Genomic DNA, 25,548 nt, shown 5'->3' with positions numbered 1-25,548 from the left:
GAGCCGATCCCACACAGAAAGCCCGCACCTCTGATGTGATCGAGGTACGGGCTTTCTGCTGCACAGGGATCGCATCGCCATCGACGCCAACAGCTTCGCCGGTCAGGCGCAGGTCCAGCCGCCGTCCACGTAGAGTTCGGTGCCGGTGATGAAGGTCGAATCGTCGCCCGCCAGGAATGCGACGGCGGCGGCGACCTCTTCGGCGCGACCGAGTCTGCCCATCGGTGTGTTCGCGACCATCGCCCGGTGTCGCTCGGTGCCGTCGTATCGTTCGAGGAGTTGTGGGGTTTCGATGAAGCCCGGGTGGATCGAGTTGACCCGCACTCCCTTTGTCGCCCAATGCAATGCGGCGTTCTTCGTCATGCTGCGCACGGCCCCCTTCGCCGCCGCGTAGGCCACGCTGTTGCCCAGGCCGCCGACGGTGCCGAGGATCGAGCAGATGTTGACGATCGATCCGCCGCCGGTCTGCTCGATCAGCCCACCCGCGTGCTTCATGCCCAGCCAGGTGCCGGTCTGACTCACCTCGATCACCCGGTTGTATCGATTCAGATCTTCGTCCACCACCGATGCCAGGCTGCCGATGGCACCGTTGTTGACGACGGCATCCAAACTCGAGAAGCGTTCGGCCACCGCGGACATCGCCTGCTGCCACTGCGACTCCTGGGTGATGTCCAATCCGAGAACCTGATGCCGCGCACCGTGTTCCAGGCCGGCACTCAGCTTCTCGCACGCCTCGACGTCGACGTCGGTCACCACAACCGAGGCCCCCTCCTCGGCCAGGCGGCGCACGATTTCGACGCCGATCCCCCCTGTCGCACCGGTCACCAACACAACCTTGCCATCGAGCCTCGAAACACCGAGAGTCATTGCTGTGCAGTCCTTTCGCAGTCGGAGCTGGGGTCCGACTGTCAGAGCTTGCTGAGTACGTTGCGGCCGCCGACCAGCATGGCGAGCGCAACACCGATCGTGGTCACCGCGGTCATGAGCAATGCCATCGCCGCGACCAGCGGGTAGGAACCGTTCTGCCACATATCGAACAGCAGGGTCCCCATCACCTGAGTGGTGGACGCGCGCACCAGCAACGAGGCCGCGAATTCGTGGGTGAGCAGGATGAACATCAAGGCGACCGCGCTGAGGATGGTGGGACGCATCAACGGCAGCATGATCCGCGCGTTCGTCACGAATGGTGATGCTCCGCTGGTTGCCGACGCCTCGGTATAGGTGTTGCCGAGGGCAAGCATCGCAGTCATCTGCATTCGCGTCGCGAAGGGCAACATCAGTACGACGTAGACGAGGATGATCACTGTTCGTGTCCCGTACAGGATCAGTGGCGGCTCGGTATAAGTGAGCAAGAAACCGACGCCGAAGATCACCGCCGGGATGCCGAGCGGCAATGCTGTGATGAAATCACCGATGAGCGCCAGAATTTTGTGGCGTCGGCCGCGTACCAACAGGTTGGCCATCACGTAGCCGATGGGTACACAGATCGCCACCGCGCCCAGCGATGTCAGCACACTGGTGATCACCGATTCGACAATCGCTTCCGTACCGGCCAACTCTCGGAAATTATTGAGCGTGAACAGGTTCCACGACAGCGACCCCGACCAGTACCGCGTCGAGGACACGATGATCAACCCGACCAAAGGGATGACGAGGGCGAACAACGCGTAGCCGATGATCGTCACTACGGCCCAGGTAGCGCGGCCGGTGGATGGCGCGAATGCCTTGCCGCCGTGCGTGACGAAGCGAGTCTGATTGCCCAGCAAAGCCTTCTGAATCAGTACCAATACCAGCCCGAAGATCACCAGTGGCGAACCGGCCGCGGCGGCCGCGGCGAAGTCCGACGGTGATTCGGAGACTCGCCGATACATTTCGGTGGTGAGCACCTTGACGCCACTGTTCTGGCCCAGCAGCAGAGGACCGGTGAACTGGCCGAGGCCGAGCAGCAACGCGATTCCGCCGCCGTAGATCAACGACGGGCGCAGCAAAGGCAGCACCACCCGGAAGAACACTCCGAGTGTGGACGACCCGCTCACCTGTGCGGCCTCGAGATGTTCCGAGCTGATGTTCTGCATGCCCGCGCTGACGAAAAGGTAGACGAACGACGTCAGCCCCAAGGCGGTGAGAATGATGATCCACGGAACGGTGTAGACATCGATCGGTCCGGTATCCGATCCGCTCCACCACGGCAACTTCCTCAGCACCAGATTCAAATAGCCGGGCCCCGGCGACAGCAGAAAGGCCCAGCCGACGACGTTGGCGACCGCGGGCATGACGATCGGCAGGATCGGAATGATCCGCAGGAAGCCGAGTCGGTCCGGCAGTCGGCTCGCCGCGAACGCCAGCACCGTGCCGAGCACCATCGCGATCACGAGCGAGCCGAGCGCCAGCGCGATGGTGGTCCCGATCGTTTCCGCGATATCGAAGCGCCCGTACTGGTTTCGATAACCTTGCGCGCCGTTTTCGAACGACAGCGATTGCAGCCGGATCATCGGCAATACGACCAGATAGGCGAGAACTGTCAGCAAGGCCAGATATCCGATTCTGGCTCGCACTTGCGCGGGTATCGCAAGGGACCGGGTGGCCGCAGCGGTAATCGTGGCCATCACGACTGCCCTCCCGCCCCCGCCGCGGCCAGCACCGGCACATCGGCGCCTGCGGCGTCGGGCTGCGCGAATACCCGCAAACTCGCCGGCGAGAAACTGACGATCATGGGATCTGCTGGGCGGCTTCGGCGCAACATGGCGCCATGGGTGGCCGCATCGACTCGTACCGCGAGCTGTTCGCCACCCGTTCGGACGGTGACGTCGAAGTGGCGGCCGCCATATTCGTATGTCACCAACTCGGCATGCAATGCCACATCGCCCTGCGGCACTTCGGCGATCGACGAATGCACCATGACATCGTCGGGACGTAGCCGTGCGACCGCGGACGTACCTTCGTCGGCTCGTCCGCGCACCACCGCACGCGTCAGGTCGATATCGTCGCCGGCCGAGGTGATCCAGCCACCGGGACCGCGGCGCAGTTCCAGCCGGTTTGCCATACCGATGAACGCGGCCACGTACTCCGATACCGGATGCTCGAAAACCTGCTCGGGCGCATCGTACTGTTCGATCTTGCCCGCCTTCATAATGGCGACGCGGTCGCCGAGGGCGAATGCCTCGGCCTGATCGTGAGTGACGAAAACCGCTGTGAATCCGAGGCTTCGATGCAGCTGATGGATTTGTGAGCGAACCTGATCCCGCAATCTGGCATCAAGGTTGCTCAATGGTTCGTCGAAGAGCACCAGATCGGGCCGGGCCACCAGGCCACGGGCCACCGCGACGCGCTGTTGCTGTCCACCGCTGAGCTGCGCCGGGTACCGGTCGAGCAGCTCCGTGCAATCGACCATGGCGGCGGCAGTTTCGACGGCTCCGCCGGAGATCTCCTTCCGCAACTTGCGGACCTGCAGCGGATATCGGATGTTCTTGCGCACGGTCATATGTGGCCACAGTGCGTACGACTGGAACACCATTCCGATATTCCGTTGGTGGACAGGCACATTCAGCTTCGCCTCGGCGTCGAAGACGCGCCGGTCCTTGAAAGTGATCGAACCATCCTGGGGTGTCTCCAATCCGGCGAGACAGCGCAGGGTGGTTGTCTTGCCGCAGCCACTCGGGCCGAGCAGTACGAGGAGTTCGCCTTCCTCGATCGCGAGGTCGAGCTGGTCGACGACGACATTCGATCCATAGGTCTTGGTGAGACCGGAAACTGTGAACTGCGAGCTCATCTCATGCCTTCTAGGTCTGCTTCTTGGGTGTGCGGGCGCCGGCGGCGGTGCCGCCATCGACCAGCAAGTCGATCCCGGTGACATAGCTGCTGTCGTCACCGGCAAGGAACAAGATCGCCTTCGCGACCTCCATCGGGCTGCCACGTCGCTTCATGGGGATGCTCTGCACATAGGCTTCGACATCGTCTGCGGCGAAGTCGGGAACCGCGGTGATCTCGGTGTCGATGCTGCCCGGGCACACCGTGTTGACACGGATACCACGATCGGCCAGTTCGAGTGCCGCGACCTTATTCAGGGCGCGAACACCGAATTTCGACGCGCCGTAGGCACCGAGTTCGGCGGTCGCGAGCACGCCCCGCAGCGACGAGATGTTGATGACCGAGCCACCTGCGACCATCGCCGCGGCGGCCGCCCGCAGTCCGAGGAATGTGCCGACCAGATTGAGGTCGATCATCCTGCGGAACTGCTGCAGCGTGGTTTGCGTCAGTGGCGCTTTCATTGCCGCTCCGGCGCTGTTCACCAGCACCTGGAGCGGGTGTCCCGCGCGATCCATATCGGAAGTGACTGCCCGCCAATCGGATTCGGCAGTCACATCGAGTCGACGGTAATGCGCAGTCGGACCCAGTTCGTGGGCGCGGCGCTCTCCCGCCGCGTCGTCGAGGTCGGTGAGGTACACCGTCGCGCCCTTGCTCGTGAACAGTTCGGCGGTCGCGCCGCCGATTCCGCCGGACGCTCCGGTGACCAATACGTTGACTCCGCGCATCAATGCAGCACTCCCGTCCACTGTCAGCTCTGGAAAAGTTGTGACCACTCTTGGGAGTACTTCTCGATCTTCTCCGCGGTCAGATCACTGGTGTCCGGTGCAGCGATGTCTTGCGCTCGGGCTACCGCGCCGGGGATATCGGCCAACGCCGCCGCGTATCCCCCGTTGAGCGCTGTCTGTCCTTCGCGGGTGACCATGAAATCCGCCAGTACCTGTGCGGCATTGGGATGCGGCGCCACACTCGTCACCTGGCTGTACCAGGGGGTGCCCCACGGCGACGATGGCAGAGCCCAATTGACCGGGGCCCCTGCGGCCACTTCGGTCACCAAGGGTTGAACCGAAGGCGTCACGACAATTTCACCGGAGGTCAGTGCCTGGGCGACACCCAGAGCGCTCGGGTAGATCCGTGGCTTCAGAGCGGCGAGTTGCTTCCAGTAGTCCTCGCCATAGGTGCGCGCGTAGTACCGGTACAGATCGACATACGAGGCGATGCCGGACGGATTGACGATTCCGATCTTGCCCCGATAGGCGGGATTCAGTATGTCCTGGGCAGATTTCAGGCCGTTCGGGACCGCACCGGTGTTCCAGCCCAGGGCGAAAACCGCCGCGCTCGTCAGGAAGAATCGGTTGCTGAGCACACTCTTGTCCGGCTGATACTCGGGAGCCTTCAGATCCGGCCCGACCAACTCGGTGGAGTACGACCCCGATTTCGCGGCATTGGTAATCCACGCCGCATCGGTCAGCATGTGCACATCGGCGGTGCCCTTCCCGGTCTTCTTCTCGGTCTCCACCCGAGGGTTGATGTCGGCGTCGGTACCGCGCACGAAGTCCAGCTTGATCCGCGGATACTTTGCCTGGAACGCGGCCTTGAGGGCTTCGAGGTTGGCTGGCTTCTGGCTCGAGTAGAGCATCACGGCGCCCTCCCCGTTGGCCGCGGCGACCACGTCCTCCCAGCTGCCTGCGACGGGCTTCGAGGCGGACGAATTCCCGCCGCAGGCGGCCAGGCCGAATGTCGAGGCGACAATCGCGAGCGCTGCGACCGCCTTGGTCAGAGATTTCATGAGGGAATCTATTTCCTTACCTGATCGAGAAGAGCGGCCAGATCGTTCGGGATCGAGACCATCGGCATATGGCCCGATTCGAGAAATCGGGTGCTTCCACCGACGAGGTCGGCCGACCGTGATTGCAGATCCGGCGAGTAGCACGCATCTTTGGTGAGGCGAATGTAGGTTCGCGGAAGGTCGGCCGACAGACCCGAGAGATCTACTGTTTCCTCGAGCAATGCCGCCGAATCATCGATGACCTGATCGGCAGTCCATTCCGTCTGCTCGGGTGACATGTCGTTGCACAACATGGCAATCGCGGCAGCACGGTCCTGGTGATAAACCCCGCCGACGATCGACTGCCGCACGGCGGCCTGGACAGCCGGATCGATCTGGTCGAGCACGCGTGTCCCGTGCGGCGGTACGACGGCGGACAGGAACACGATGTGCTGGATGCGATCGGCCAACTCCGGTAGCACCCGCGGAACCGACACTCCGGCGAACGAATGCGCGACCATCACAATGTCGGTGAGATCGGCCGCGTCCTCGACGATCGCCGCAGCACAGTCGTCCAGGGTTACTCCGCGGACGTCCCGGTCGGACCGCTTTCCGCGGCCGGGCAGGTCGACGGCGACCGTCGGCCCAGTGAGCAACGGCAGCAAGCGATCCCAGCAGGAGGCGGCCATACCCGCTCCGTGCACGAGTAGAAACGACATCGAACCTCCGAAACTGAACTGATCTCAGTTTGAGAATCTATCCGCAGCCACTTGTGGTGTCAATCACATGGAGACAAACTTATGAAGTGAATCCAGTTCAAGTAGATCTTGTATCCGCTGGCCAGGCATCCCTGCCGCTGTGGATCGGTGCAGTACAGCTGCGGAATCGTCTGGTCGCCACCGCGCACGGATCCGGGGTGGTCGGTGGCGGCCTGGCACAGCCCGGCGACGCGGAGTACTGGCGGCGCTGCGCCGCCGGGGGTGCGGCGATGGTGATCGCGGGCGGCACGGTGGTGAGTCCGGAATCGGCGAATCGAATCGGCAATATCACCGAGGCATGGCGACCCGAGGCGATCAGCGGGCTGCGGGCGCGCGCGACCGCGATCAGTAGCGAAGGTGCCGTTCCGGTATGCCAGCTCGTACACCTGGGACGCGAAACACTCGGCGCCGAGATCTGGGAGCACCCGATCGCGCCGTCGAGCATCAGATCGCCGCGAGAGCCGGTGCGCGCCAGGACAATGACCGACACCGACGTCGATCGAATGATCGCGAGTTTTGTCGCCAGTTCCCGCCATGCTGTCGAAGCGGGGTTCCCCGCGATCGAACTGCATGCGGCACATGGCTATTTGCTGGCTCAGTTCCTTTCGCCCTCTTCCAACGTCCGGGCTGAGTCCGGCACGGTTGCGGGGCGGGTGCAGGTTCTGTACCGGCTGTATGCCGAGATCAAGGCGTCTTGTCCGGAAGTGGTGCTCGGGGTGCGTGTTTCGATCGATGGTGCGGAGGAGGCTGGTCTGGACCTGGACGGGCTGTGCGAGTTGATGCCGTTGCTCGACAGGTTCGACTATGTGAATGTGACCGCAGGGGTGCGGACGACATATGTGCGCGATATGGCGACCTCCGAGCCGCCGCTGCTCACGCACGTGCGGAGGCTGCGCGCGGCATCGGCGCGGCCGTTGCTGGTGTCGCAGGCGTTTCGCTCCAGGGCGGACATCGAATCCGCGTTGGCGGCCGGAGCCGATATGGTCGGGCTGGCCCGGCCGCTCATCGCCGACCCGCAACTGCCGCTGAAATTGCTGCGGGGCAATGACTCTCAGATCCGGCCGTGCGTATCCTGTAATGAGGACTGCCGCTCGTTCACTCCGGTACTGCTGTGCTCGGTGAATCCGACCCTGGCCCCGCCTGGCCACGATGCCCGCCCGGCATCGCCGCTCCGGTTCGGACCGTCACCGGCAGCGTCGGGGCGCGTCGCGGTGGTGGGTGCCGGACCGGCAGGCCTGGAGGCAACGCTCCAACTCACCGCGACGCACGACGTGACACTGTTCGAAGCGCGCGAGCGGATCGGTGGGCAGCTGGCCGTGGCGGCGCAGGCGCCGAACCGGGCGGGCTGGTCGAAGCTACTGCGCTTCTACACAGACAATCTCGGCAATGCCGATGTCCGACTCGGACACCGCGTAACACCCCATGAACTGGGCGATTTCGCTCAGGTCATCATCGCGACCGGCGCCACTGAGCTACCAACGCCCGATGCACTGTCCTCGACAGGTCTCATCGCCGATCGGCATGCGATAACACCGGGAGATCGGGTGGTCATCGCCGACGACGGCTTCGGCTCATGGCTTACCGTCGGCGCGCTGGAAGCCGCGCTGGCAGCAGGAGCCGCACAGGTGACGGTAGTGGTCCCGGGACCCGCATTCGCGGCCACCATCCCTCCGGAAAGCCGGGTCCAACTGATGAAACGCCTTGCCGGGAGCCCGGTGGAGTTCGTCGTCGGCGCGACGGTGACAGAGATACGAACGAACAGCGCAGGTACCGTAGCGTTCTGCCGACATGTCCTGTCTGGCAGGCCATTCGAAGTTGGATGCGAACATGCTGTTGCCGTCGGAGAAAGGATAGCCTCAGACTGGCAGGACATAAAGCAGGCCCTTCCGCTGGCACGAGTGCAGGTAATCGGGGATGCAGTAGTGCCACGGCGCGTCTCGCACGCGGTTGCGGAGGGATACGCTGCGGCGCAGGCGATCACGGACGCGGTTGTCCGATCGGGTTAGCCGGTATACCTACTCACGCCCCGCTCGGCACGGGATCCGAGCGGGGCGTGAGCTTTCCGTTGCTTACTGTCGCACTCGGCGAACTACTTCGGGGTCGGCATCGGCTGGTTGATGGTGGTGAAGTACTGGATCGCCGCACCGATCGCGACCGGCGCGGTCACCAGGATCTGACCGGCCAGGGTGCCCAGCGCACCGACAGCGACGATACCGCCCAGGCAGCCGATGGCGGCCGCCGGAATGAAGGGACCGAACAAGCCGGCGATGGTCGCCGCGGCGACCGTCGCACCGGCGATGCCACCGAGTACGCAGCCTGCCGCACCGCCGGCCAGACCACCGACCAGCGTGCCGATCGTGGCACCCGTGCTGATGGTACTGGTCAGGCGGTTCCAGGCGGCCTGCTCACGGTCATACGGGGTCTTCCACGGCGCCTGATCCTCATACGGCAACGCGACCGGCTTGTAGGTCGCGTGTGCCATATCGAACTGTGGGGCCAGGGTCGCGGTGCGGTCGTTGATCTCCGCGGCGATCGGGAATTCGAAATCATCGACACGGAACCGCAAGTCGGCACCGGCCAGGGTGGCCCCATCGGCCGCCTTGATCTTGAATACACCATCCTCGACAACCATCGCTCCCGCGCTTGTCGTAATGATCGTGGACCGGTCGGTCGCCGAAGCGGTGAAATCGACGTCACCGTGGCCGGAGGTGGGCGCGGCATGGACGGTCCCGGCGCTGATGCCCAGTCCGGTGGTCACCAGCGCAGCCGTTACCGCGAACTTCTTGAATTCCATTGCTTGAATCCTCATCGATTCTTCATGTGTCGAAACAAGTTGGCACCACTCCTGATTCTGGAATCAGGCGGTAATGCCCGGACCGCGTCCGACTGGTACGCCGGACACGACTTCTTGAGGGAGGTCGAGGCTGGGATCGATGGAGATCGTCTTCTGCAGCAGGTATTCCTGCACCGCATCGACGCCGTGCTCGCGCCCGAGTCCGGACTCTTTGTAGCCACCGAAAGGAGAGCCGAGATCCGCGGCGAATGTGTTCACCGAGAAGGTTCCCGTTCGAATTCTCCGTGCGACCTCGAAACCATGTGCGCAGTCGGCCGTGAAGACCGATCCGGCAAGACCGAAGCGACTCTGATTGGCGATCCGGACGGCATCTTCTTCACCGTCGTGCGCGATCAAAACTGCCACCGGCCCGAATATCTCGTTCTGCGCGATGTCCATATCGTTCGTGACGCCGGTGACCAACGTCGGTTCGATGTACCAGCCCTCGGAGAGATGCGCCGGTCGTCGGCCGCCGGTGCGTATCGTCGCTCCTTGCTCGACAGCCCGGGCCAGATGCGCTTCGATGCGTTCGAGATGCGACTTGGTGATCACCGGTCCCACCACTGTGTCGGCGTCGCGCGGATCGCCTACCTTCAGCGCCTCGAACGCACGCGTGAACGCATCGGCGTAGAACTCGTACTGTTGCGCGGGCACCAGGAATCGTGTCTGCGCGACGCAGCTCTGGCCGGAATTGGTGGCGACACTGGCGCCGACGAGAGTAGGGACGACGATCTGGGGATCGGCATCCGACAGGACGATCGCCGCCGATTTTCCGCCGAGTTCCAGGACCACCGGTCGAATCAGTTCGCCGCACGCCGCACCGATCTTCTTGCCGACCTCGGTGGATCCGGTGAAGCTCACCATATCGACACCGGGATGTCCGACGAGATACTCGGACTCCCCTGCTCGCGCCGCCACGATATTGATTACTCCAGCAGGGAAACCGATCTCCTGCAACAGATTCCCGAGCGTGAAGATCGCCAACGGGTTCGGCTCCGTCGCCTTCACAACGACCGTGCACCCGGCGATCAGCGCGGGACCGATCTTTTGCGCCACGGCGGGAAGAGCGAAGTTATAGGCGGGAAATACCGCGACAACGCCCACCGGCTCCTTGACGACCAGGCTCTTGCCCGCCATCGGAATGACGCCGACCGCATCCCCCGATCCCGCGAACGGGGTCAGATCGCTGACACGGAGCTCGCTGATCTGCAGCGACTTCGCTACTTCGGCGACGTAATTCAGGCTCATTACCGGCGCGACGGCCTGGTACACCTGGGAGAGCAGATGGCTGCAGCCCAGTTCGTCGGTGATGAGCTCGGCGAGTTCCTCCCCGTGTGCGGCGATCGCCGCGGCAAGTCGAACGAGGTGCTCACCGCGCTGCGCCGGACTGAGTTTCGGCCAGTCGGACCCGTCGAAAGCCTCTCGGGCGGCGGCAACGGCCGCGTCGATATCCGCTTCGGTGGCCGCGGGCACCGAACCGATCGGCTTTCCGCTGGCCGGCGAAATCACCTCGAATCGGTCATCGGAGGACGTCTTTCGCCAGGATCCCCCAATAAAGAATCCAGTGAATTCGCGATCGATCACGCGAAGCTCCTCTCGAAGACAAGGTTCCTATCGTCGACGCGCTGTCGCCGACCGAACTGAGTTGAACTCGGTTCGGGTTTCACCGTACATGCCCCGTGATCCACTTCACAAGCAAATCAAGACTTGAACTGACTTCAGTTTTAGAGTTACGGTGACCGGCACGCTGGGCAGCACCACGACGCGTGAGGAGCATCTAATGCCGCAGGTCCACACCGACGTCCTTGTCATCGGCGGCGGGATGGCCGGGCTCACCGCGGCGGCTCGATCGCTGCATCGAGGCAATTCGGTGATCGTCGTCGAGAAGGCCGCCGCCGTAGGCGGATCCGCGCAATTCGCGGGATATGCATGGACCGCCCCTTCTCACGCGATCATGGACGAGGTCAACCCGCGCGGCGATATCGAGCTGCGCCGCGCACTTGTCGACGGATTCGACCCTGGTATCGCTTGGATCCGCTCGCTCGGCGTCGAATGCGCCGATGCGGTCACCGTCCTGCGCTACGGTTCCGGCCATCAATTCGACACCAACCGGTACCTCGACGAGTGCCGCCGACGGATCCGTGCCGAGGGTGAGTTGCTGACCGAGACCGACACTCGAGCCCTGCTCACCGAGAACGGTTCCGTCGTCGGCGCTCGGGTTCGACTTCCGGACGGTACCGCCCGCGAGATTCGCGCTGGCGCAACGATACTCGCGACCGGAGGGTTCCAGGCGAATCCAGAGCTGGTCGACAAGTACATCCATCCCGATGCGAGCGCGATGCAGTTGCGGTCCAACCCGACCAGCGTCGGCGACGGACTTCGGCTTGCCGAGTGCGTCGGGGCCGCGACGGGCACGGAACGCTCCGGTTTCTACGGTCACCTCATTCCCGCCGGGGTAGAGTTGCGCGATCCGTCCGACTTCGTCGCGCTGTCGTTGTACTACAGCGAGCACGCCCTGCTGTTCAACCTCGACAACCGCCGGTTTACCGATGAAACCGTCGGCGATCACCTGACCACCATGGAACTGCTGGACCAACCCGAGTCCCGAGGATTGCTCGTCGCCGACGAGCGGGTCTACCGAGACTGGATCACCGGAAGTTACGTCAAGGGCGCGCAGGCGCTCGACAAGTTCGATCTGGCACAACGCCGCGGCGGCCGTTGTGGCATCGCCGAAAGCCTCGACGACTTCGTATATCTGCCCGCCGAATGGGGCTACGACGGCGTCGATATCTCCGCGCAGATCCGGGCTGTGAACGCGGCGGGCGCAGCCGCGCAGCCCTCGCGCACCTACGACGCGCGAGCGCTCGACCACGGCCCGTATTACGTCATCGAGGTATGCCCGGCCCTGACATTTCCATTTCACGGCATTCGCATAGACCGGTACGGCCGGGTCCTTGCCAGAAGCGGGGGAACCATCGATGGACTCTTCGCGGCGGGCGCCGATATCGGCGGTCTCTACGACCGCGCGTACACCGGCGGAATCGCCGCCGCTCTTGTATTCGGACTTGCCGCGGCCGACCGAGCGACAGCCGACCGTGCCGTCGCGGCTGGCTGACCGCCGTGGTTCACCTCCGACGTAGTGCCCGTAAGCCTGCGGCCATGAACTCCGGTGTCGCCTCGGCCGCAGCGGCCGCGCCGTTCCCGGCGTCGGCACCTTGCCGAGCCCGGTGGGCGATTCCCTCACCGATGACCGCGAGCTTGAAGTTGGCGAGGGCGAGATAGAAGTTCCACTCGCCCAAGTCTCTCCCGGATGCATCGGCATACCGCTGTGCTAGTGCATCCGCAGGAGGAAACCGCGGGCTCGTCCACGCGGCTTCGGCTCCGAGGACCTGATCGAATGCCGGAGACCGGTAGACACACATGAGCGCGACATCGGTGAGCGGGTCGCCGATCGTCGAGAGCTCCCAGTCCACCACGGCGCGGACGATATCCGGTCCAGCGAGATCGAGAATGGAGTTGTCGATCCTGAAGTCGCCGTGCACAATTGCGGCACTCGATGCCTTCGGGACACGCTCCGCGAGGGCCTGAAACAGCGTCATCGCGTCACCGAGTTCGCGCGTCTTCACCCGTTCCCATTGACTTGCCCACAACGTCACTTGACGGGTGAGGAATCCGTCGGGCCGACCGAACGATTCGAGTCCGACGGCGCGATAGTCGACAGCGTGGAGTTCGACCAGTGCCGCCACCAACGCCGAGGTGCTCATCTCCACCTGTGCGTCGGTCAGGCCGGCGAGATCGTATCGATCCCGCACCACTTGGCCCGCAACGAATTCCACGACGGTCATGGGTACGCCGAGTGCGGTGCCCGCCGCATCGAACGCCACGGTTGCGGCGATCGGCACCCGGGTGCCTTGCAAGGCGTGCGCAACGGTGTACTCGCGGGCCATATCGTGTGCGGATGGTGTCAGCCCGCTGACCGGCGGGCGACGGACCACCCACGTCGACTCGTCGTCGCGAACCTTGTAAGTCAGGTTCGAGCGGCCGCCGCTGATCGGTTCGATCACCAGCTCGCCACGTATCTCGACCCCGCTGTACACCAGGAACCGGTGCAGCGCTTCGGCATCCATACCCGGCAGCGTCATGCGGAATCCTCACGAATCGCGCGTTCGGCCGCACCGACGCTCCGTTTGGCGATAGCCCAGCGATGGACCTCGGAGGGACCGTCGTACACCCGAAACGGACGCACCTCACGTGCCAGCCGCGCCAGCGGCAGATCCTCGGCAACGCCGAGGCCACCGCACATCTGCGCCGAGCGGTCGACGATTCGGAATATCGCCTCTGCGGCAAAGGTTTTTGCGATCGATGTGGCATTGGACGCGGCACCGCCGCGGTCGAGTTCCCAGCACGCCCGCACGAGCAGCGACCGGGTTGCCGCGATATCTATCTCGTTGTCGGCGACCATTTGCTGAATCATGCCGAGATCACCGAGTTTCGCACCGAATGCCTCGCGCCGCGCCACATGGTGTACGGCGATATCGTGGCCGCGGCGCGCGGCTCCCAGCCATCGCATGACGTGCGTCATCCGGGCCGGTCCGAGCCGAACTTGCGCATACTCGAAGCCTCTATCGACTGCACCGAGCACCGCGGAATCGGGCACCATCAGATCCTCGAAGGTGACCTCACAGTGACCACCGAGCATCGAGCGGTCCGCTGTCGGGATGTGCCGCCCGACGTGCAGACCTGGTACATCGGTCGGCGTCAGGAACATCGTTGCGCCGCCACGCTCGCCCGGCTGACCCGACGTACGCGCCATGATGATGAAGAACCCGGCGCCGTCGGCCCCGGTGATGAACCATTTGCGTCCGTTGATGCGCCACCCGCCCGCTGTCCGCTCGGCCCGGGTCGTCAGCGCCGATGGATCCGAGCCCGCGCCCGGAGCGGGCTCGGTCATCGCGAACGCCGACCTGATCTCCCCAGTCGCCAAGGGCGCAAGGTATTGCGACTTCTGCGCCGGGCTGGCGACATGCGCGAGCAGGTGGACATTTCCTTCGTCGGGCGCCGCGATGTTCAATGCCATGGGACCGAAGAGTGAATACCCGGCCTCCTCGAAGACCGGCGCCCGATCCGACATCGACAATCCCAGCCCGCCGTAGTCGACCGGCGCATGCGGGGCGAACACGCCTGCGAGCTTGGCGGCCGCCTGTAGATCCTTGCGCACGATATCGCCACCGGCGGCGGTGATATCGCCACCATGCCGGTCCTCGATCGGAAGGACGACCTCGCGGGTGAATGCCCTGGTCCGTTCGACCAATGCCGCGATCTCAGCCGAATACGCCAAGTCGATCGCCATATACCTACCTATCGCCTGATCAGTACGACACGAATTGCCTTGATCTACTTGGATATTCCTTTGATGAAGTCCGCACACCGTTCGGCGATCATCATCGTGGTGGTGTTGGTCGGCACACCGACGATGGTCGGCATCACCGACGCATCGGCGATGTACAGCGCATCGAGACCGTGCACCTTGCAGTCCTGTCCGACCACCGCCCACGGACTGCCCGCTTCGCCCATAGCCGCGGTGCCCACCGCATGCGCATAGGTGTTCTTGGCTTCCAGGACCGCTTGCGTGAGTTGACCGGTCGTCACCGCCGACGGCCCGGGCCACACCTCTTCGCCGACGTATTTCGCGAGCGGTCCGGACTTCATCACCTGCCGCGTGAGTTCGATGCCGCGCACCAGGCGGCGCAGATCGTCGGGGTGATGCAGGAGATTCAGCAGGATGCGCGGGTCGGTGCCGGGATCAGCGGATCTGATCTCGGTGGAACCGATCGAGTACGGCCGAACAAGACCGACCGCGACCAGAATCGAACCGGGCTCGAGGGTGAACGGGATCATGTGCAGGTCGATCTCCGCGGAACCGCCCGGCCCGGCCGCGCTGGTCGTCAGCACGACCTGCAGCGGTGGCAGGAGTTCGCCGATGGCCTCCGCATCGCCGGTATAGGTCATGTACACGAGGGGATGATCGCGGAGATTGCGCCCAACGCCTTCCAGTGGCACTTCAACCGGGATGTCCAACTCCTCGAGCACTTCCGCGGGTCCGATTCCGGATCGCATCAGGATCGACGGCGTACCGATCGATCCCGCGCACAGCACCACCAGGTCCGCGTCGATGCGTTCGCCGTCGGCGAGCACGACCGCACGTGGTCGGCCGTCCACGATCTCGAGCCGGTCGACATCGGCGCCGCCGCGCACCGTGAGGTTCTTGCGACCACGCGCGGCCGCGAGATAGGTCACCGCGGTGCTCTGTCTTATTCCGTCCTGCTGGTTCATCGGGACCGGGCCGACGCCGAGCTGGCTTTTCCCATTGAGATCGTGGACAACCTGGTAGCCCAGGCTGGCGGCCGATTCGACGAAGGCCGCCATGAACGGCCGCAGACCGTCGCCTTCACTCCATCGTCTTATCGGGACAGGTCCGTCGGTGCCGTGCAGTGGACCGCCGACCGGATCGCGCTCGAGTCGCTTCAGATACGGCAGGACCTCGTCCCAAGACCATTTGTCCAAGCCGAGGCCCACCCACTGTTCGAAATCGCGCGGGGTCGGGCGCAGCGCGTTCGTGGCGTTGACCGAGGACGAGCCACCCATCACTTTGCCGCGCAGCACCGGAAGTACGCCCTGCTCGACAATGGCGAATGTCGGCGCATTGGCGGAACCAGGGATGTGGTCCTCCGAGACATAGCCCCAGTCGTGTGAGGTGAACCCGAAGGTGAAGGCATCTTTCACATGCTCATGCAGGTCGTCGAGCGTCGGATAGTCCGGCCCAGCCTCGACGAGCACAACGTTATTGTCTTCGTCCTCGGACAGCCGGGCGGCCATGACACAACCGCCGGAGCCTCCGCCGACCACCACTATGCGTCTTGCCATTTTTACGTCTCCTCGATGAGCGGGTGGGCATTCGGGTAGCGACAAGTCACTACGCGCCCAAGGTGATGGCCCCTTCGGGGCAGGTCCCGGCCGCGTCGGCCGCGGCCCCGGCCTGATCGTCGGGCACCTCGATCGGCTGATCCCGCATGGCGACGAAACCCTCGTCATCGCAGGTGAGCAAGTCCGGCGCCATCGAATAGCAGCGGCCGTGCCCGGTGCAGCTCGCGCCGTCGATCGTCATTCTCACGACTGCACCGCCCACGCCAGCGGCAGCCGGGTCAGCGTCATCATCGCGCCGCCGCCGCGCTCGGTCAGCTCTTCCTCGCCCGCGATATGGAAGTCCGGGATCACCCGCAGCCACTCCTCGACCGCGATCCGCAGCTCGCGCCGCGCGAGATGGGAGCCGAGGCACCGGTGCGGGCCGTTCGCGAAGCCCATGTGCTGATTGCGCTGGCGATCGATGACGAACTCGTCGGCCTGGTCGTACGCACGCGGATCTCGGTTCGCGCCGGAGACGAGCGCATAGACCATATCGCCCTGCTTCAGCTGAACACCGTGAAACTCGATGTCGCGAGTCACCTTTCGGCCGTCACCGAAAACGATCGTGTACAAACGCAGCACCTCTTCCACCGCGGACGGGATCAGCTCCGGCTGTTCGATCAGCTGCCTGCGATGCTCGGGGTGCGTAGCGAGATGGCGGAACAGGTAGCCGAGGGTGCCGCGGGTCGTGTCGAGCCCGGCCAGCACCAGCACCGTGAGCATGTCGAGCATCTCGGCGTCGGTGAGCGGACGATCGTCGAAGGTCGAATGCAGCAGGTGCGTGGCGAGATCGCCTTGACGAGGCACCGGATCGGCCCGTCGCTGCGCGAGGGCGGCGACCCAGTAATCGCGGATCCCCTCGAGCGCCTTGCCCATCGGCTCCAAACCGGCGGGGTCGCCGCCGAACCCGCCGAAGAAGTCCTCGACCCACGGCACGAACAGGTCCGCGTCGGAAGGATCGATGCCGATCACGCTCAGGAACGCCTCGGTGGGAAAGCGCAAGGCGAACTCGCCGACAAAGTTGGACCTACCCGTGGGGGCCACCTCCTCGACGAGTTTGCGGCACCGATCGCGCATCGTCTGTTCCGCCTCGTCGATCGCGTGCGGCGAGAACCACGCGTTGACGATCTTGCGGTACTTGATGTGGTCGGGCGCGTCGATCTGCGTCGGGACGAAGCGGTAGATCGGATCCGGCTCCCAAGGTGTGATCGACTCGCTCGAGAACACCTCCGGCAATTTGTAGATGTCGCGTACCGCGTCATGCCGGGTGAACACCCAATAGCCCTGGGCGAAGGTATTGAAGAAGACCGGGCTCGTCTCGCGCAGTTCGTCCGCCAGCTCCCAATGTCGGCCAGCCGCCTGCGGGGATGCGAAGTCGCGATGCATGACGGGGCATCCGCCCAGGTCTCGATCGGGTGCCTCGGAATGGTTTGTGGTCTGCGTCATGGCGACGTCTCCTCGGTCGGTTTCGACGCCAGCATACTGAACTGATTTCAATTTGACTAGCACAATGAAATGCCTGGATAGAGCCCTGTCGATAGGATCTTGATGTCAACCCATTCTCTTCGAAGCGTCAACAAACAATGTCTAGAGGCTATTAATCGACAGCTCTCTGGTAGTCCATCGGGCCCCCGAAGGACTCGCTACTGCTCTACGGATAGCGCTCGGACTCAATGGTTCTCGTGCGGGGCGGGCGGTCGCCTTCTGTGGCCCTTGGAACGAGTTCGCGGGCTGAGGCAGGACAGTTTTTGCATCTCCCCGTCAGCGCGGATGAACCCAGACCGCCGATGAGCCATCGACGGCGTAGTCATAGTTGAACTCCACCTACGGAATTCACCGCCGGAACCATGTCGACGCAATTGTTCTTGTGCCACTCCTGGGCGAGGTCCGCCTGCGGAGAGCGGGGTCGGGCAAGCCGACGCCAGACCGCCGGGTGGGCGACGCCCACGGTGGTCCGCCGAATATTCGCCCTGTTCCTGATTCCCGCCACCCTGGTCTGGATACACCCCCGGCACGGCGCGGACTGGCGCGGATCCAGCATGCCTCTAAAATAGAGGCATGACCGAAAGTCTCATACTGCGGGTGTGGCAATCGAAAAACTCCACACGACTGCCGGCCTTGCTCGCCGAGGAGGCGACCTTCTCGAGCCCGGTCGCCGATTACCACGGCCGGGCCCGCGCGGCACATCTGCTGGCCACGATCGCGACGGTGCTCGACTCGGTGCACCAGACCCGGCAGTGGACCGACGGGCAGCAGGGGATATTCGCCTTCACCGCACGATTCGCCGACCAGGAACTCCAGGGGGTGCTGCGGGAAGAGCTCTCCGAGACCGGCAGCCTGACCCACGTGACACTGTTCCTGCGACCGTATCGGGCACTGCGCGCGGCCATCGCGGAAATGGCACGACGACTGGAAGCTTCACCCCCGCCGCAGGCGGCGTGACCGTGGCAACCGAAACGCCACGCCCGGGACGCCCGGTGCGCGGATCGACCACCGGGCGCCCGATCATGGCCCTGTTCGATCTGATCGGGCGGCGCTGGGTGCTGCGGGTGATCTGGGAACTCGAGCGGGCCCCAGGCCCGCTCACCTTCCGCGAACTGCGCACCGCATGCGGCGACCTCTCCTCGAGCGTGCTGACCCGTCGGCTATCCGAGCTCACCGAGGCGCGCCTCGTCGAACATGAGGAGGGGTACCGGCTGACCCGCGCCGGGCGCACACTCGTCCAGCGGCTCGCGCCGCTGACGCAGTGGGCGGCGGAGTGGCAAAACGACGATGGATGAGTCGACGCTCCGACCGAACGTACGAACATGCCGATGGCCGAACTTCCTGGCCGACACCGATCCCGCCGCGCGTCGCCATGGCCGGCAGTCGGGCGAATAGTCCGGGGCCGGAGAGGAACATGACTGAGATATCTATCCCGTTGTGCGAAGCGGCTTTTCATGGCCTGTGCTAATGGAGTTGGCCCACTACTGACGCTGTGACCTGGGATGGGCCGTCCTCGATGGCACGACGAGTGCGTGACTTTGCCGGTGCGGGTGGTCGGTTCGACTTTCCCGTTGTGCGAAGAGGCGTTTTATGTCCTGTGCCGCTGGCCAATAACGTCGGACTCATGGAGTGGAATTTTCAGTCGGCCGAAGAACTCGCGGCCGCTTTGGATGCTGGTGAAGTGACCTCGGTGGAACTGACAGAGGAGGCGATCGCGCGCATCGAGCGTGACGACAAGGCGATCAACGCGATCTGTGCCCCGGACTTCGATAATGCGCGGGCCTCCGCACGCGCTGCCGACCAGGCGCGCGCCCGCGGCGAGAACCGGCCGTTGCTCGGTATTCCGGTGACGGTCAAGGAGTCCTACAACATGGCCGGGCTGCCCACGACCTGGGGCATGGCGCAGTATAAGGATTATGTGCCGGCCGAGGACGCGGTACAGGTGTCGCGGTTGAAGGCGGCCGGCGCGGTGCTGCTCGGTAAGACCAATGTGCCGGTGATACTGCGAGATATCCAGAGCTTCAACGAGATCTACGGCACCACCAATAATCCGTGGGATCACGCCCGCACGTCGGGCGGGTCGTCCGGCGGTTCGGCGGCGGCGCTGGCGTCCGGATTCGGCGCGCTGTCCATCGGCTCGGACCTGGCCGGCTCGCTGCGCACCCCCGCGCATTTCTGCGGCGTCTACGCACACAAGCCGACACTTGGACTGGCGCCGACCCGCGGCATGGTCGCGCCGCCCGCGCCGGCATTGCCGATCGACCTCGACCTCGCCGTCGTCGGTCCGATGGCGCGCACCGCCCGCGACCTCACCCTGCTGCTCGACGTGATGGCCGGACCGGACCCGCTGACCCACGGCCTCGCCTACGACGTCGCACTGCCGCCCGCTCGCTACGAGCGGCTGTCGGACTTCCGTGTCCTGATCATCGAGGACCATCCGCTCATTGCGACCGGATCGGCGGTGCGGGCGGGGGTGAACCGGGTCGCCGAGGCGCTCGTCGACGCGGGCGCCCGCGTCGAACGACACAGTCCGCTGCTACCCGATCCGACCGAAGCGGCGACGCTCTACATGCTGCTGATGCTGTCGAATGCCGCCACAAGTCTTTCCGTCGACGTGTACGAGCAGCTGCAGACCCACGCCGCCGCCCTGAGCGCGGACGACCGGAGTCTCGATGCGGCGCGGCTGCGCGGCATGGTGCTCAGCCACCGCGACTGGGTCGAGGCGAATAACCGTCGCGAACTCCACCGCCACGGCTGGCGGCAACTCTTCGCCGAGTTCGATGCCGTGGTGTGCCCCATCACGCCGACACCGGCCTTCCCACACGACCACAACGGGGATCTGGAGAACCGGCACATTGACATCGACGGCGTCGAGTACCCGTACTTCGACCAGCTCGTCTGGGCCGGTGTGGCCACCATGCCCGGCCTGCCCGCCACCGCCATCCCCGCGGGCCGGTCCTCCGAAGGCCTGCCGGTGGGAGTGCAGCTCATCGGTCCGATGTTCGAGGACCGCACCCCACTGCGGCTGGCCGAACTACTCGAGCAGAAGATCGGCGGCTTCCAGGCACCGAAGTAAGCCGCACCACCGGGTGCCCACCCAGGACGAAGCGCCCGCAGAAAACCGCAACCGACCACGACGACCCGAGCGTCGTTGCAGAAGTCAACATCCGCCACTACCACGGGGCGTTCTCGGCAACGCGCGGCATTGCCGCATATCGAGCGGTTCTCAGCTGCTCGCAGCCGTGAAGGCTGAGCTGTCGTCGATGGCCTGGTGTGGCCTGATCGTGTTGTAGATGACCCGGAATCGGTGAACATCCAGGTCCAGGGCATCGCCTTCGGCGATCACGCCACGAAACAGGTGCTCGTATTTCAAGGTGCCGAAGAACCGCCACACCGTTCGTCTGCGGTGACCGGACCCGGGTACGGACGTGTCGCAGTAGCGGGTCCGGTTCGGCGAACGGGGTCTTGAAGATCTCGCCGCGGAAGCATGGACCGTTGTTCGACACCACAGCGATCGGCCTCTACTCGCTAGAGCGTTGTCTATGCGAACATATGTTCGTGTCCGAGTCTGCCCGCCCGAATTCGCCGCGTCCCCGACGGCCGCGGATCGAGGCGCGGGCCGAGGCGTCGATCCTGCATGCGGATCTCGACTCGTTCTATGCCTCGGTGGAACAGCGCGATAATCCGCGGCTGCGGGGGCGGCCGGTGATCGTCGGTGGTGGGGTTGTGCTGGCGGCCAGCTATGAGGCGAAGGCGTTCGGGGTGCGCACGCCGATGAATGGTGGTGCGGCGCTGCGGCTTTGCCCGCATGCGATGGTGGTGCCGCCGCGGATGTCGGCCTATGCCGAGGCGAGTAAGGCCGTCTTCGAGATCTTCCACAACACCACGCCGATCGTCGAGGGCATTTCCATCGATGAGGCGTTTCTCGATGTGGGGGGTCTGCGCCGGATCGCGGGCGAACCCGTCGAGATCGGGCAGCGGTTGCGAGATGCGGTGCGCGAGCAGGTCGGGCTGCCGATCTCGGTCGGTATCGCGCGCACGAAATTCCTGGCCAAGGTGGCGAGCGCAGTCGCCAAACCGGATGGATTGCGTCTGGTGCCGCCGGAATTCGAACTCGATTTCCTGCATCCACTGCCGGTCGAACGACTGTGGGGCGTCGGCGAGGCCACCTCCCGCACCCTGCGCGAACACGGGATCACCCGCATCGGACAACTCGCCGAACTCGGCGAATCACCGTTGCGCGCCATCCTCGGACCCGCCGCTGCCCGGCACCTGTACGCACTGTCGTGGGCGCGCGATCCGCGTCGCGTCGAAACAGGGGTCCGCCGCCGCTCCATCGGCGCGCAACGCGCACTCGGTCGTCGGTACCGACCGCCCGACGAGATCGAGGCCTATCTGCACGGCCTCACCGACCGTCTCGGCCGTCGGCTGCGCGCGGCCCACCGGGTGACCCGAACCGTGGTGCTGCGCATGCGTTTCGACGATTTCACCCGCGCCACCCGCTCGCACACCCTGCCCGAGGCCACCGATCACACCGAGACCATCCGCTACGCCGCACGCACCTTGCTCAGCACCGCGATGCCCATGATCCAGGAGCGCGGCCTCACCTTGATCGGGCTGGCACTGGCCAATCTCGAGAACGCCGACGCCGTCCAGCTCACGCTGCCGTTGGAACCCCGCGCCACCAACACCCTCGATGCCACCCTCGACGACCTGCGCCGCCGCTTCGGCTCATCGGCCGTCACCCGAGCCGCCCTGATCGGCCGCGGCGAAGGTCTCTCGGTTCCGCTGCTGCCGGACTGATGCACTAGAACCCGGACGATGACGAAGCCTTCCTGCGCGGTCTGCGCGAACGCGCCGAGTCCCAGCGCCGCGAGGCCCGTCGCCAAGAGGAAGAGCGCCAACGCGAGCTGGACCGCCGCCGCGAGCAGGGCGATCTGTAAGCCGCAGCGCTTGCGTGTCATGTCGTCGAGGGGGGCGCGTATCTGTGCGCGACGCCGATCCAGCGACCGCTTTTCGGGTTACCTGCGTTAAAAACTCGACTTCGAGCTGTTCATGGGGTACAAGGCGCGGAAAGACTACGTGGGAGCGGTTTGCAGTTACGCGACTGAATTGATCGGCCGACAATGGAAAATGGTGGGCAAAAATCATAGGAAAGGGACATAACGGATATAGGTCAGCGCATGTTTTCGAATTCGAGCAAGACGCTGACCCCGGAAAAACTCTTCGATAGCTAGAATCTTCCGATGCCGGGGTTCGGGTCAAAGGTCCCTTGTTGATGGACACGAATACGCGGACGATGGTTGCGTAGCACAAAATGTCCGAGGCGCTCGCTTCTCGCGCTTCCTTCTTCCGCACCTTCTGGCTACACCCCACATGAGAAGAGACAATCAGATGTTTACCAGAATCGCCGGTTCCGTCGGCGCAACCGTAATCGCACTGAGTCTCGGCGTCATTGGTGCATCCACCGCCTCCGCCAGTGAGACTTCCGCTACGCCCGTAGATGGCTCGATCGGCCTGTGCTTCACGATTCCTATGCCAGGATCAGCGAACTTGGTCTGGTGCCTCTGAATATATGGCGGCCCAGTGCGGCTCGTTTGCTTCTTCTTCGCCGGAATCCGAAGCGACCACCATGGCGGTGGTCGCTTCGAGTCTCCGGGGTAGCGGGTATGACGGCAGTGAGCGCACCTGCGGGGACGAGTTCTTTGTCGAAGGCACCTGCCGCTGCGGTTTCGGCGGTCAAGCCGCGGCGCACATCGATCGGCGGCATCGCGAACATCTGCCCGTCCAGGCGACCGATGCGAGCGGGCAGCGAAGGTGTCGAGCGTCTCGCGGTCCAGCTTCCAACGCGGGGTGGTGATATCGACGAATGTCCCGTCCGATAAGACCTGCGGGAAGCGGTGGGCCAGCGGGCCCGTTGGCATCGTTGCCCCTTGAAATCGGAGAAGCGCGGCGCACCGCCGATCAGCGAGAACGCTTGGGGCGCTTATCCATCAGTCGCAGGATGAGGGGTGTGAAGATGAGTTGCATGGCCAATTCCATTTTGCCGCCGGGTACGACGATGCAGTTGGGGCGGGACATGAAGGAGTCGTGCAGCATGGACAGCAGGTAGGGGAAGTCGATGACCTTGGGGTCGGCGAAGCGGATGACGACGAAACTTTCGTCAGCGGTGGGAATGGTTCTGGCGATGAAGGGATTCGAGGTATCGACAGTGGGGACGCGCTGGAAGTTGACGTAGGTGTGGGAGAACTGGGGGCAGATGTATTTCACGTAATCAGGCATGCGGCGTAGGATCGTATCGATCACAGCCTCACTGGAATAGCCGCGTTCGGTCTTGTCGCGGATGACCTTCTGGATCCATTCGAGATTGACGATCGGCACCACTCCGACCAGCAGATCGGCGTATTGGGCGACATTCACCGAATCGGTGACGGCGGCGCCGTGCAGTCCCTCGTAGAACAGCAGATCGCTGCCTGGTGTCAGATCTTCCCACGGCGTGAAGGTGCCCGCCGGTTGCCCATAGGGTTTGGCTTCCAAATCGTCGTGCAGATACTTGCGCACCGAACCCACGCCGGTCTCACCGTAATCCCGAAACAGCGTCTCGAGCTCTTTCAGCAAATTCGCCTCCTCACCGAAATGCGAAAAGGTGCGATTGTGGCTCTGCTCCGCCTCGGCCATCGCGAGCTTCATCTCGTTGCGGTCATAGCGATGGAACGAATCCCCCTCCACGACCACCGCATTGATGCCCTCGCGCCGGAATATCTCCTGAAAGGTCCGCGTGACGCTGGTCGTGCCAGCACCGGAGGATCCAGTAATGGCGACAACGGGATGTTTCACCGACATGACATCTCCTCGACTCAGCGCCCGGACGGACGGAACAACGACCGCGACCCGAACAGTGAACTGTCGAAGCTGGGACCTGCTTCGGGCTCGCTGTGATAGCGCTCGATCCGCGCGACCTCATTGCGCGAACCGAATATCAGCGGCACCTGCTGGTGCACCTGCTCCGGCACCACCTCCAGCACCCGATCACCACCGGTGGTGGCCCAGCCTCCGGCCTGTTCGACGATGTAGGCGATCGGATTCGCACCGTAGAGCAACGACACCCGCCCCGGTCGCCGAGTATCGTGCGGATACAGGTAGACCCCGCCGCGGGTCAGGATGTGGAAGGTGTCCGCCACCAAGGACGCGACCCAGCGCATATTGAAATCCCGTCCCCGCGGCCCGTCCACGCCATCGAGACATTCGTGGACATACCGCCGCACCGGCCGTTCCCAGAACCGCTCATTGGCGGCATTGATCGCGAATCCCGATGTCTCCTCTGGAATTCGCATCCGCGGATGCGTCAACACGAATGCCCCGATCTCCCGGTCCAGGGTGAATCCATCGACACCACTGCCGGTGGTGAGCACCAGCATCGTCGCCGGTCCGTACAGCGTGAATCCCGCGCAGACCTGCCGCACGCCCGGCTGCAAGAATTCCGCGGTGCTCGGCGCAGTGTTGTCCGATGCCCGCAGCACACTGAAAATCGTTCCGACCGGCAGGTTCACATCGATATTCGAGGATCCGTCCAATGGATCGAAGGCCAGCAGATATTTGCCGCGCCGGTGTATGTCCGGCACCGGATGGATATCGGTCATCTGCTCCGACAGCAGCGCCGACAGATGCCCCGTCCATTGGGTCTCGGCCACCATGATGTCATTGGCGATGGCGTCGAGTTTGCGGTGCACCGTCGGCGGCAGGTTATCGGGTTCGGAGGCGCCCAGTGAGCCGACAATGGCACCCCTGGTCACCTGGTTGGCGATGATTTTCGTCGCGGTCGCGACGACATTCACCAGAGCGGAGAATTCACCGGACGATCCGGGATGCCGGTGCTCCTCCTCGATCGTGTATCGGGTGAGGGTCTTCAGTCCTTCTGGCATGAGTTCTCGATCTCG

Annotated in this window: 22 protein-coding genes; 6 read left to right on the top strand and 16 right to left on the bottom strand. The window is 64.2% G+C overall.

All coding sequences use genetic code 11. The features are described from left to right. Positions 1 to 102 precede the first annotated feature (102 nt). The 6 genes from ACIBG0_RS06635 to ACIBG0_RS06610 are packed head-to-tail and all read right to left on the bottom strand — an operon-like array spanning position 103 to position 6,291. Entirely contained in the window at positions 103 to 867 is a 765-nt protein-coding gene (locus ACIBG0_RS06635) for an SDR family NAD(P)-dependent oxidoreductase (RefSeq protein ID WP_397029861.1), read from the bottom strand. A gap of 41 nt (positions 868 to 908) precedes the next feature. Next, the gene (locus ACIBG0_RS06630; RefSeq protein ID WP_397030242.1) at positions 909 to 2,606 is read right to left on the bottom strand and encodes an ABC transporter permease; all 1,698 of its coding nucleotides are present in this window, start codon (positions 2,604 to 2,606) and stop codon (positions 909 to 911) included. Next, positions 2,606 to 3,769, bottom strand: coding sequence for an ABC transporter ATP-binding protein (locus ACIBG0_RS06625; RefSeq protein WP_397029859.1), 1,164 nt, complete (start codon positions 3,767 to 3,769; stop codon positions 2,606 to 2,608). The genes ACIBG0_RS06630 and ACIBG0_RS06625 overlap by 1 nt, the downstream gene beginning before the upstream one ends. 10 nt (positions 3,770 to 3,779) lie before the next feature. Continuing rightward, complete coding sequence (locus tag ACIBG0_RS06620) at positions 3,780 to 4,532, bottom strand: SDR family NAD(P)-dependent oxidoreductase (RefSeq protein ID WP_397029857.1); 753 nt, start codon at positions 4,530 to 4,532, stop codon at positions 3,780 to 3,782. Between the two features lie 23 nt (positions 4,533 to 4,555). Next, positions 4,556 to 5,593 carry a substrate-binding domain-containing protein gene (locus ACIBG0_RS06615; protein WP_397029856.1) on the bottom strand — a complete coding sequence of 346 codons (1,038 nt, stop codon included), beginning with the start codon at positions 5,591 to 5,593 and terminating at the stop codon, positions 4,556 to 4,558. A gap of 8 nt (positions 5,594 to 5,601) precedes the next feature. Continuing rightward, positions 5,602 to 6,291, bottom strand: coding sequence for an alpha/beta fold hydrolase (locus tag ACIBG0_RS06610; protein ID WP_397029854.1), 690 nt, complete (start codon positions 6,289 to 6,291; stop codon positions 5,602 to 5,604). Positions 6,292 to 6,377: 86 nt separating this feature from the next. Between ACIBG0_RS06610 and ACIBG0_RS06605 the strand changes: the two genes are divergently transcribed. Beyond that, on the top strand, positions 6,378 to 8,336 hold the full coding sequence (locus ACIBG0_RS06605) for an FAD-dependent oxidoreductase (RefSeq protein ID WP_397029852.1): 1,959 nt from the start codon (positions 6,378 to 6,380) through the stop codon (positions 8,334 to 8,336). An 83-nt stretch (positions 8,337 to 8,419) separates the two neighbouring features. On the opposite strand, the gene ACIBG0_RS06600 is transcribed toward ACIBG0_RS06605, so the two are convergent. Continuing rightward, on the bottom strand, positions 8,420 to 9,124 hold the full coding sequence (locus ACIBG0_RS06600; protein WP_397029850.1) for a hypothetical protein: 705 nt from the start codon (positions 9,122 to 9,124) through the stop codon (positions 8,420 to 8,422). Positions 9,125 to 9,187: 63 nt separating this feature from the next. Continuing rightward, positions 9,188 to 10,747, bottom strand: coding sequence for an aldehyde dehydrogenase family protein (locus ACIBG0_RS06595; protein WP_397029849.1), 1,560 nt, complete (start codon positions 10,745 to 10,747; stop codon positions 9,188 to 9,190). A gap of 196 nt (positions 10,748 to 10,943) precedes the next feature. Here ACIBG0_RS06595 and ACIBG0_RS06590 point away from each other — a divergent pair, with 196 nt between their 5' ends. Beyond that, entirely contained in the window at positions 10,944 to 12,278 is a 1,335-nt protein-coding gene (locus ACIBG0_RS06590) for an FAD-binding protein (RefSeq protein ID WP_397029847.1), read from the top strand. A 10-nt stretch (positions 12,279 to 12,288) separates the two neighbouring features. On the opposite strand, the gene ACIBG0_RS06585 is transcribed toward ACIBG0_RS06590, so the two are convergent. From ACIBG0_RS06585 to ACIBG0_RS06565, 5 genes are read right to left on the bottom strand one after another with little or no spacing between them, the layout of a single operon-like run. Then, on the bottom strand, positions 12,289 to 13,305 hold the full coding sequence (locus ACIBG0_RS06585; protein WP_397029845.1) for a phosphotransferase family protein: 1,017 nt from the start codon (positions 13,303 to 13,305) through the stop codon (positions 12,289 to 12,291). Then, a complete protein-coding gene (locus ACIBG0_RS06580) occupies positions 13,302 to 14,513 on the bottom strand; it encodes an acyl-CoA dehydrogenase family protein (RefSeq protein WP_397029843.1) in 1,212 nt (403 codons plus the stop codon). Before ACIBG0_RS06580 ends, ACIBG0_RS06585 begins: the two co-directional genes overlap by 4 nt. A 44-nt stretch (positions 14,514 to 14,557) precedes the next feature. Beyond that, positions 14,558 to 16,087: a GMC family oxidoreductase gene (locus tag ACIBG0_RS06575; RefSeq protein WP_397029841.1), complete on the bottom strand. Its 1,530-nt coding sequence runs from the start codon at positions 16,085 to 16,087 to the stop codon at positions 14,558 to 14,560. A 49-nt stretch (positions 16,088 to 16,136) separates the two neighbouring features. Further along, positions 16,137 to 16,328, bottom strand: a complete 192-nt coding sequence (locus ACIBG0_RS06570) for a ferredoxin (RefSeq protein WP_364356536.1) — start codon at positions 16,326 to 16,328, stop codon at positions 16,137 to 16,139. A gap of 2 nt (positions 16,329 to 16,330) precedes the next feature. Continuing rightward, positions 16,331 to 17,572, bottom strand: a complete 1,242-nt coding sequence (locus ACIBG0_RS06565) for a cytochrome P450 (RefSeq protein ID WP_397029839.1) — start codon at positions 17,570 to 17,572, stop codon at positions 16,331 to 16,333. 612 nt (positions 17,573 to 18,184) lie between these two features. On the opposite strand from ACIBG0_RS06565, the gene ACIBG0_RS06560 reads away from it, so the two are divergent. The 3 genes from ACIBG0_RS06560 (at position 18,185) to ACIBG0_RS06550 (ending at position 20,687) form a co-directional block, all read left to right on the top strand. Continuing rightward, positions 18,185 to 18,568, top strand: coding sequence for a nuclear transport factor 2 family protein (locus ACIBG0_RS06560; RefSeq protein ID WP_397029838.1), 384 nt, complete (start codon positions 18,185 to 18,187; stop codon positions 18,566 to 18,568). A 2-nt stretch (positions 18,569 to 18,570) separates the two neighbouring features. Further along, a complete protein-coding gene (locus ACIBG0_RS06555; RefSeq protein WP_397029836.1) occupies positions 18,571 to 18,906 on the top strand; it encodes a winged helix-turn-helix transcriptional regulator in 336 nt (111 codons plus the stop codon). 329 nt (positions 18,907 to 19,235) lie between these two features. Continuing rightward, complete coding sequence (locus tag ACIBG0_RS06550; RefSeq protein WP_397029834.1) at positions 19,236 to 20,687, top strand: amidase; 1,452 nt, start codon at positions 19,236 to 19,238, stop codon at positions 20,685 to 20,687. A gap of 150 nt (positions 20,688 to 20,837) precedes the next feature. On the opposite strand, the gene ACIBG0_RS06545 is transcribed toward ACIBG0_RS06550, so the two are convergent. Further along, entirely contained in the window at positions 20,838 to 21,122 is a 285-nt protein-coding gene (locus ACIBG0_RS06545; protein WP_397030241.1) for an integrase core domain-containing protein, read from the bottom strand. A gap of 41 nt (positions 21,123 to 21,163) precedes the next feature. Here ACIBG0_RS06545 and dinB point away from each other — a divergent pair, with 41 nt between their 5' ends. Next, a complete protein-coding gene (gene dinB, locus ACIBG0_RS06540; protein WP_397030240.1) occupies positions 21,164 to 22,414 on the top strand; it encodes a DNA polymerase IV in 1,251 nt (416 codons plus the stop codon). Between the two features lie 1,161 nt (positions 22,415 to 23,575). Here the strand turns inward: dinB and ACIBG0_RS06535 are convergent. Further along, positions 23,576 to 24,454, bottom strand: a complete 879-nt coding sequence (locus ACIBG0_RS06535; protein ID WP_397029832.1) for a phosphoribulokinase — start codon at positions 24,452 to 24,454, stop codon at positions 23,576 to 23,578. Between the two features lie 14 nt (positions 24,455 to 24,468). Beyond that, on the bottom strand, positions 24,469 to 25,533 hold the full coding sequence (locus tag ACIBG0_RS06530; RefSeq protein ID WP_397029830.1) for a class 1 fructose-bisphosphatase: 1,065 nt from the start codon (positions 25,531 to 25,533) through the stop codon (positions 24,469 to 24,471). Positions 25,534 to 25,548 lie beyond the last annotated feature (15 nt).

This window comes from Nocardia sp. NPDC050630, assembly GCF_044457245.1.
Lineage (GTDB): Bacteria > Actinomycetota > Actinomycetes > Mycobacteriales > Mycobacteriaceae > Nocardia.
Note: the sequence above shows the minus strand (reverse complement) of the source record. Positions and strands in the feature narration are given on the sequence as shown.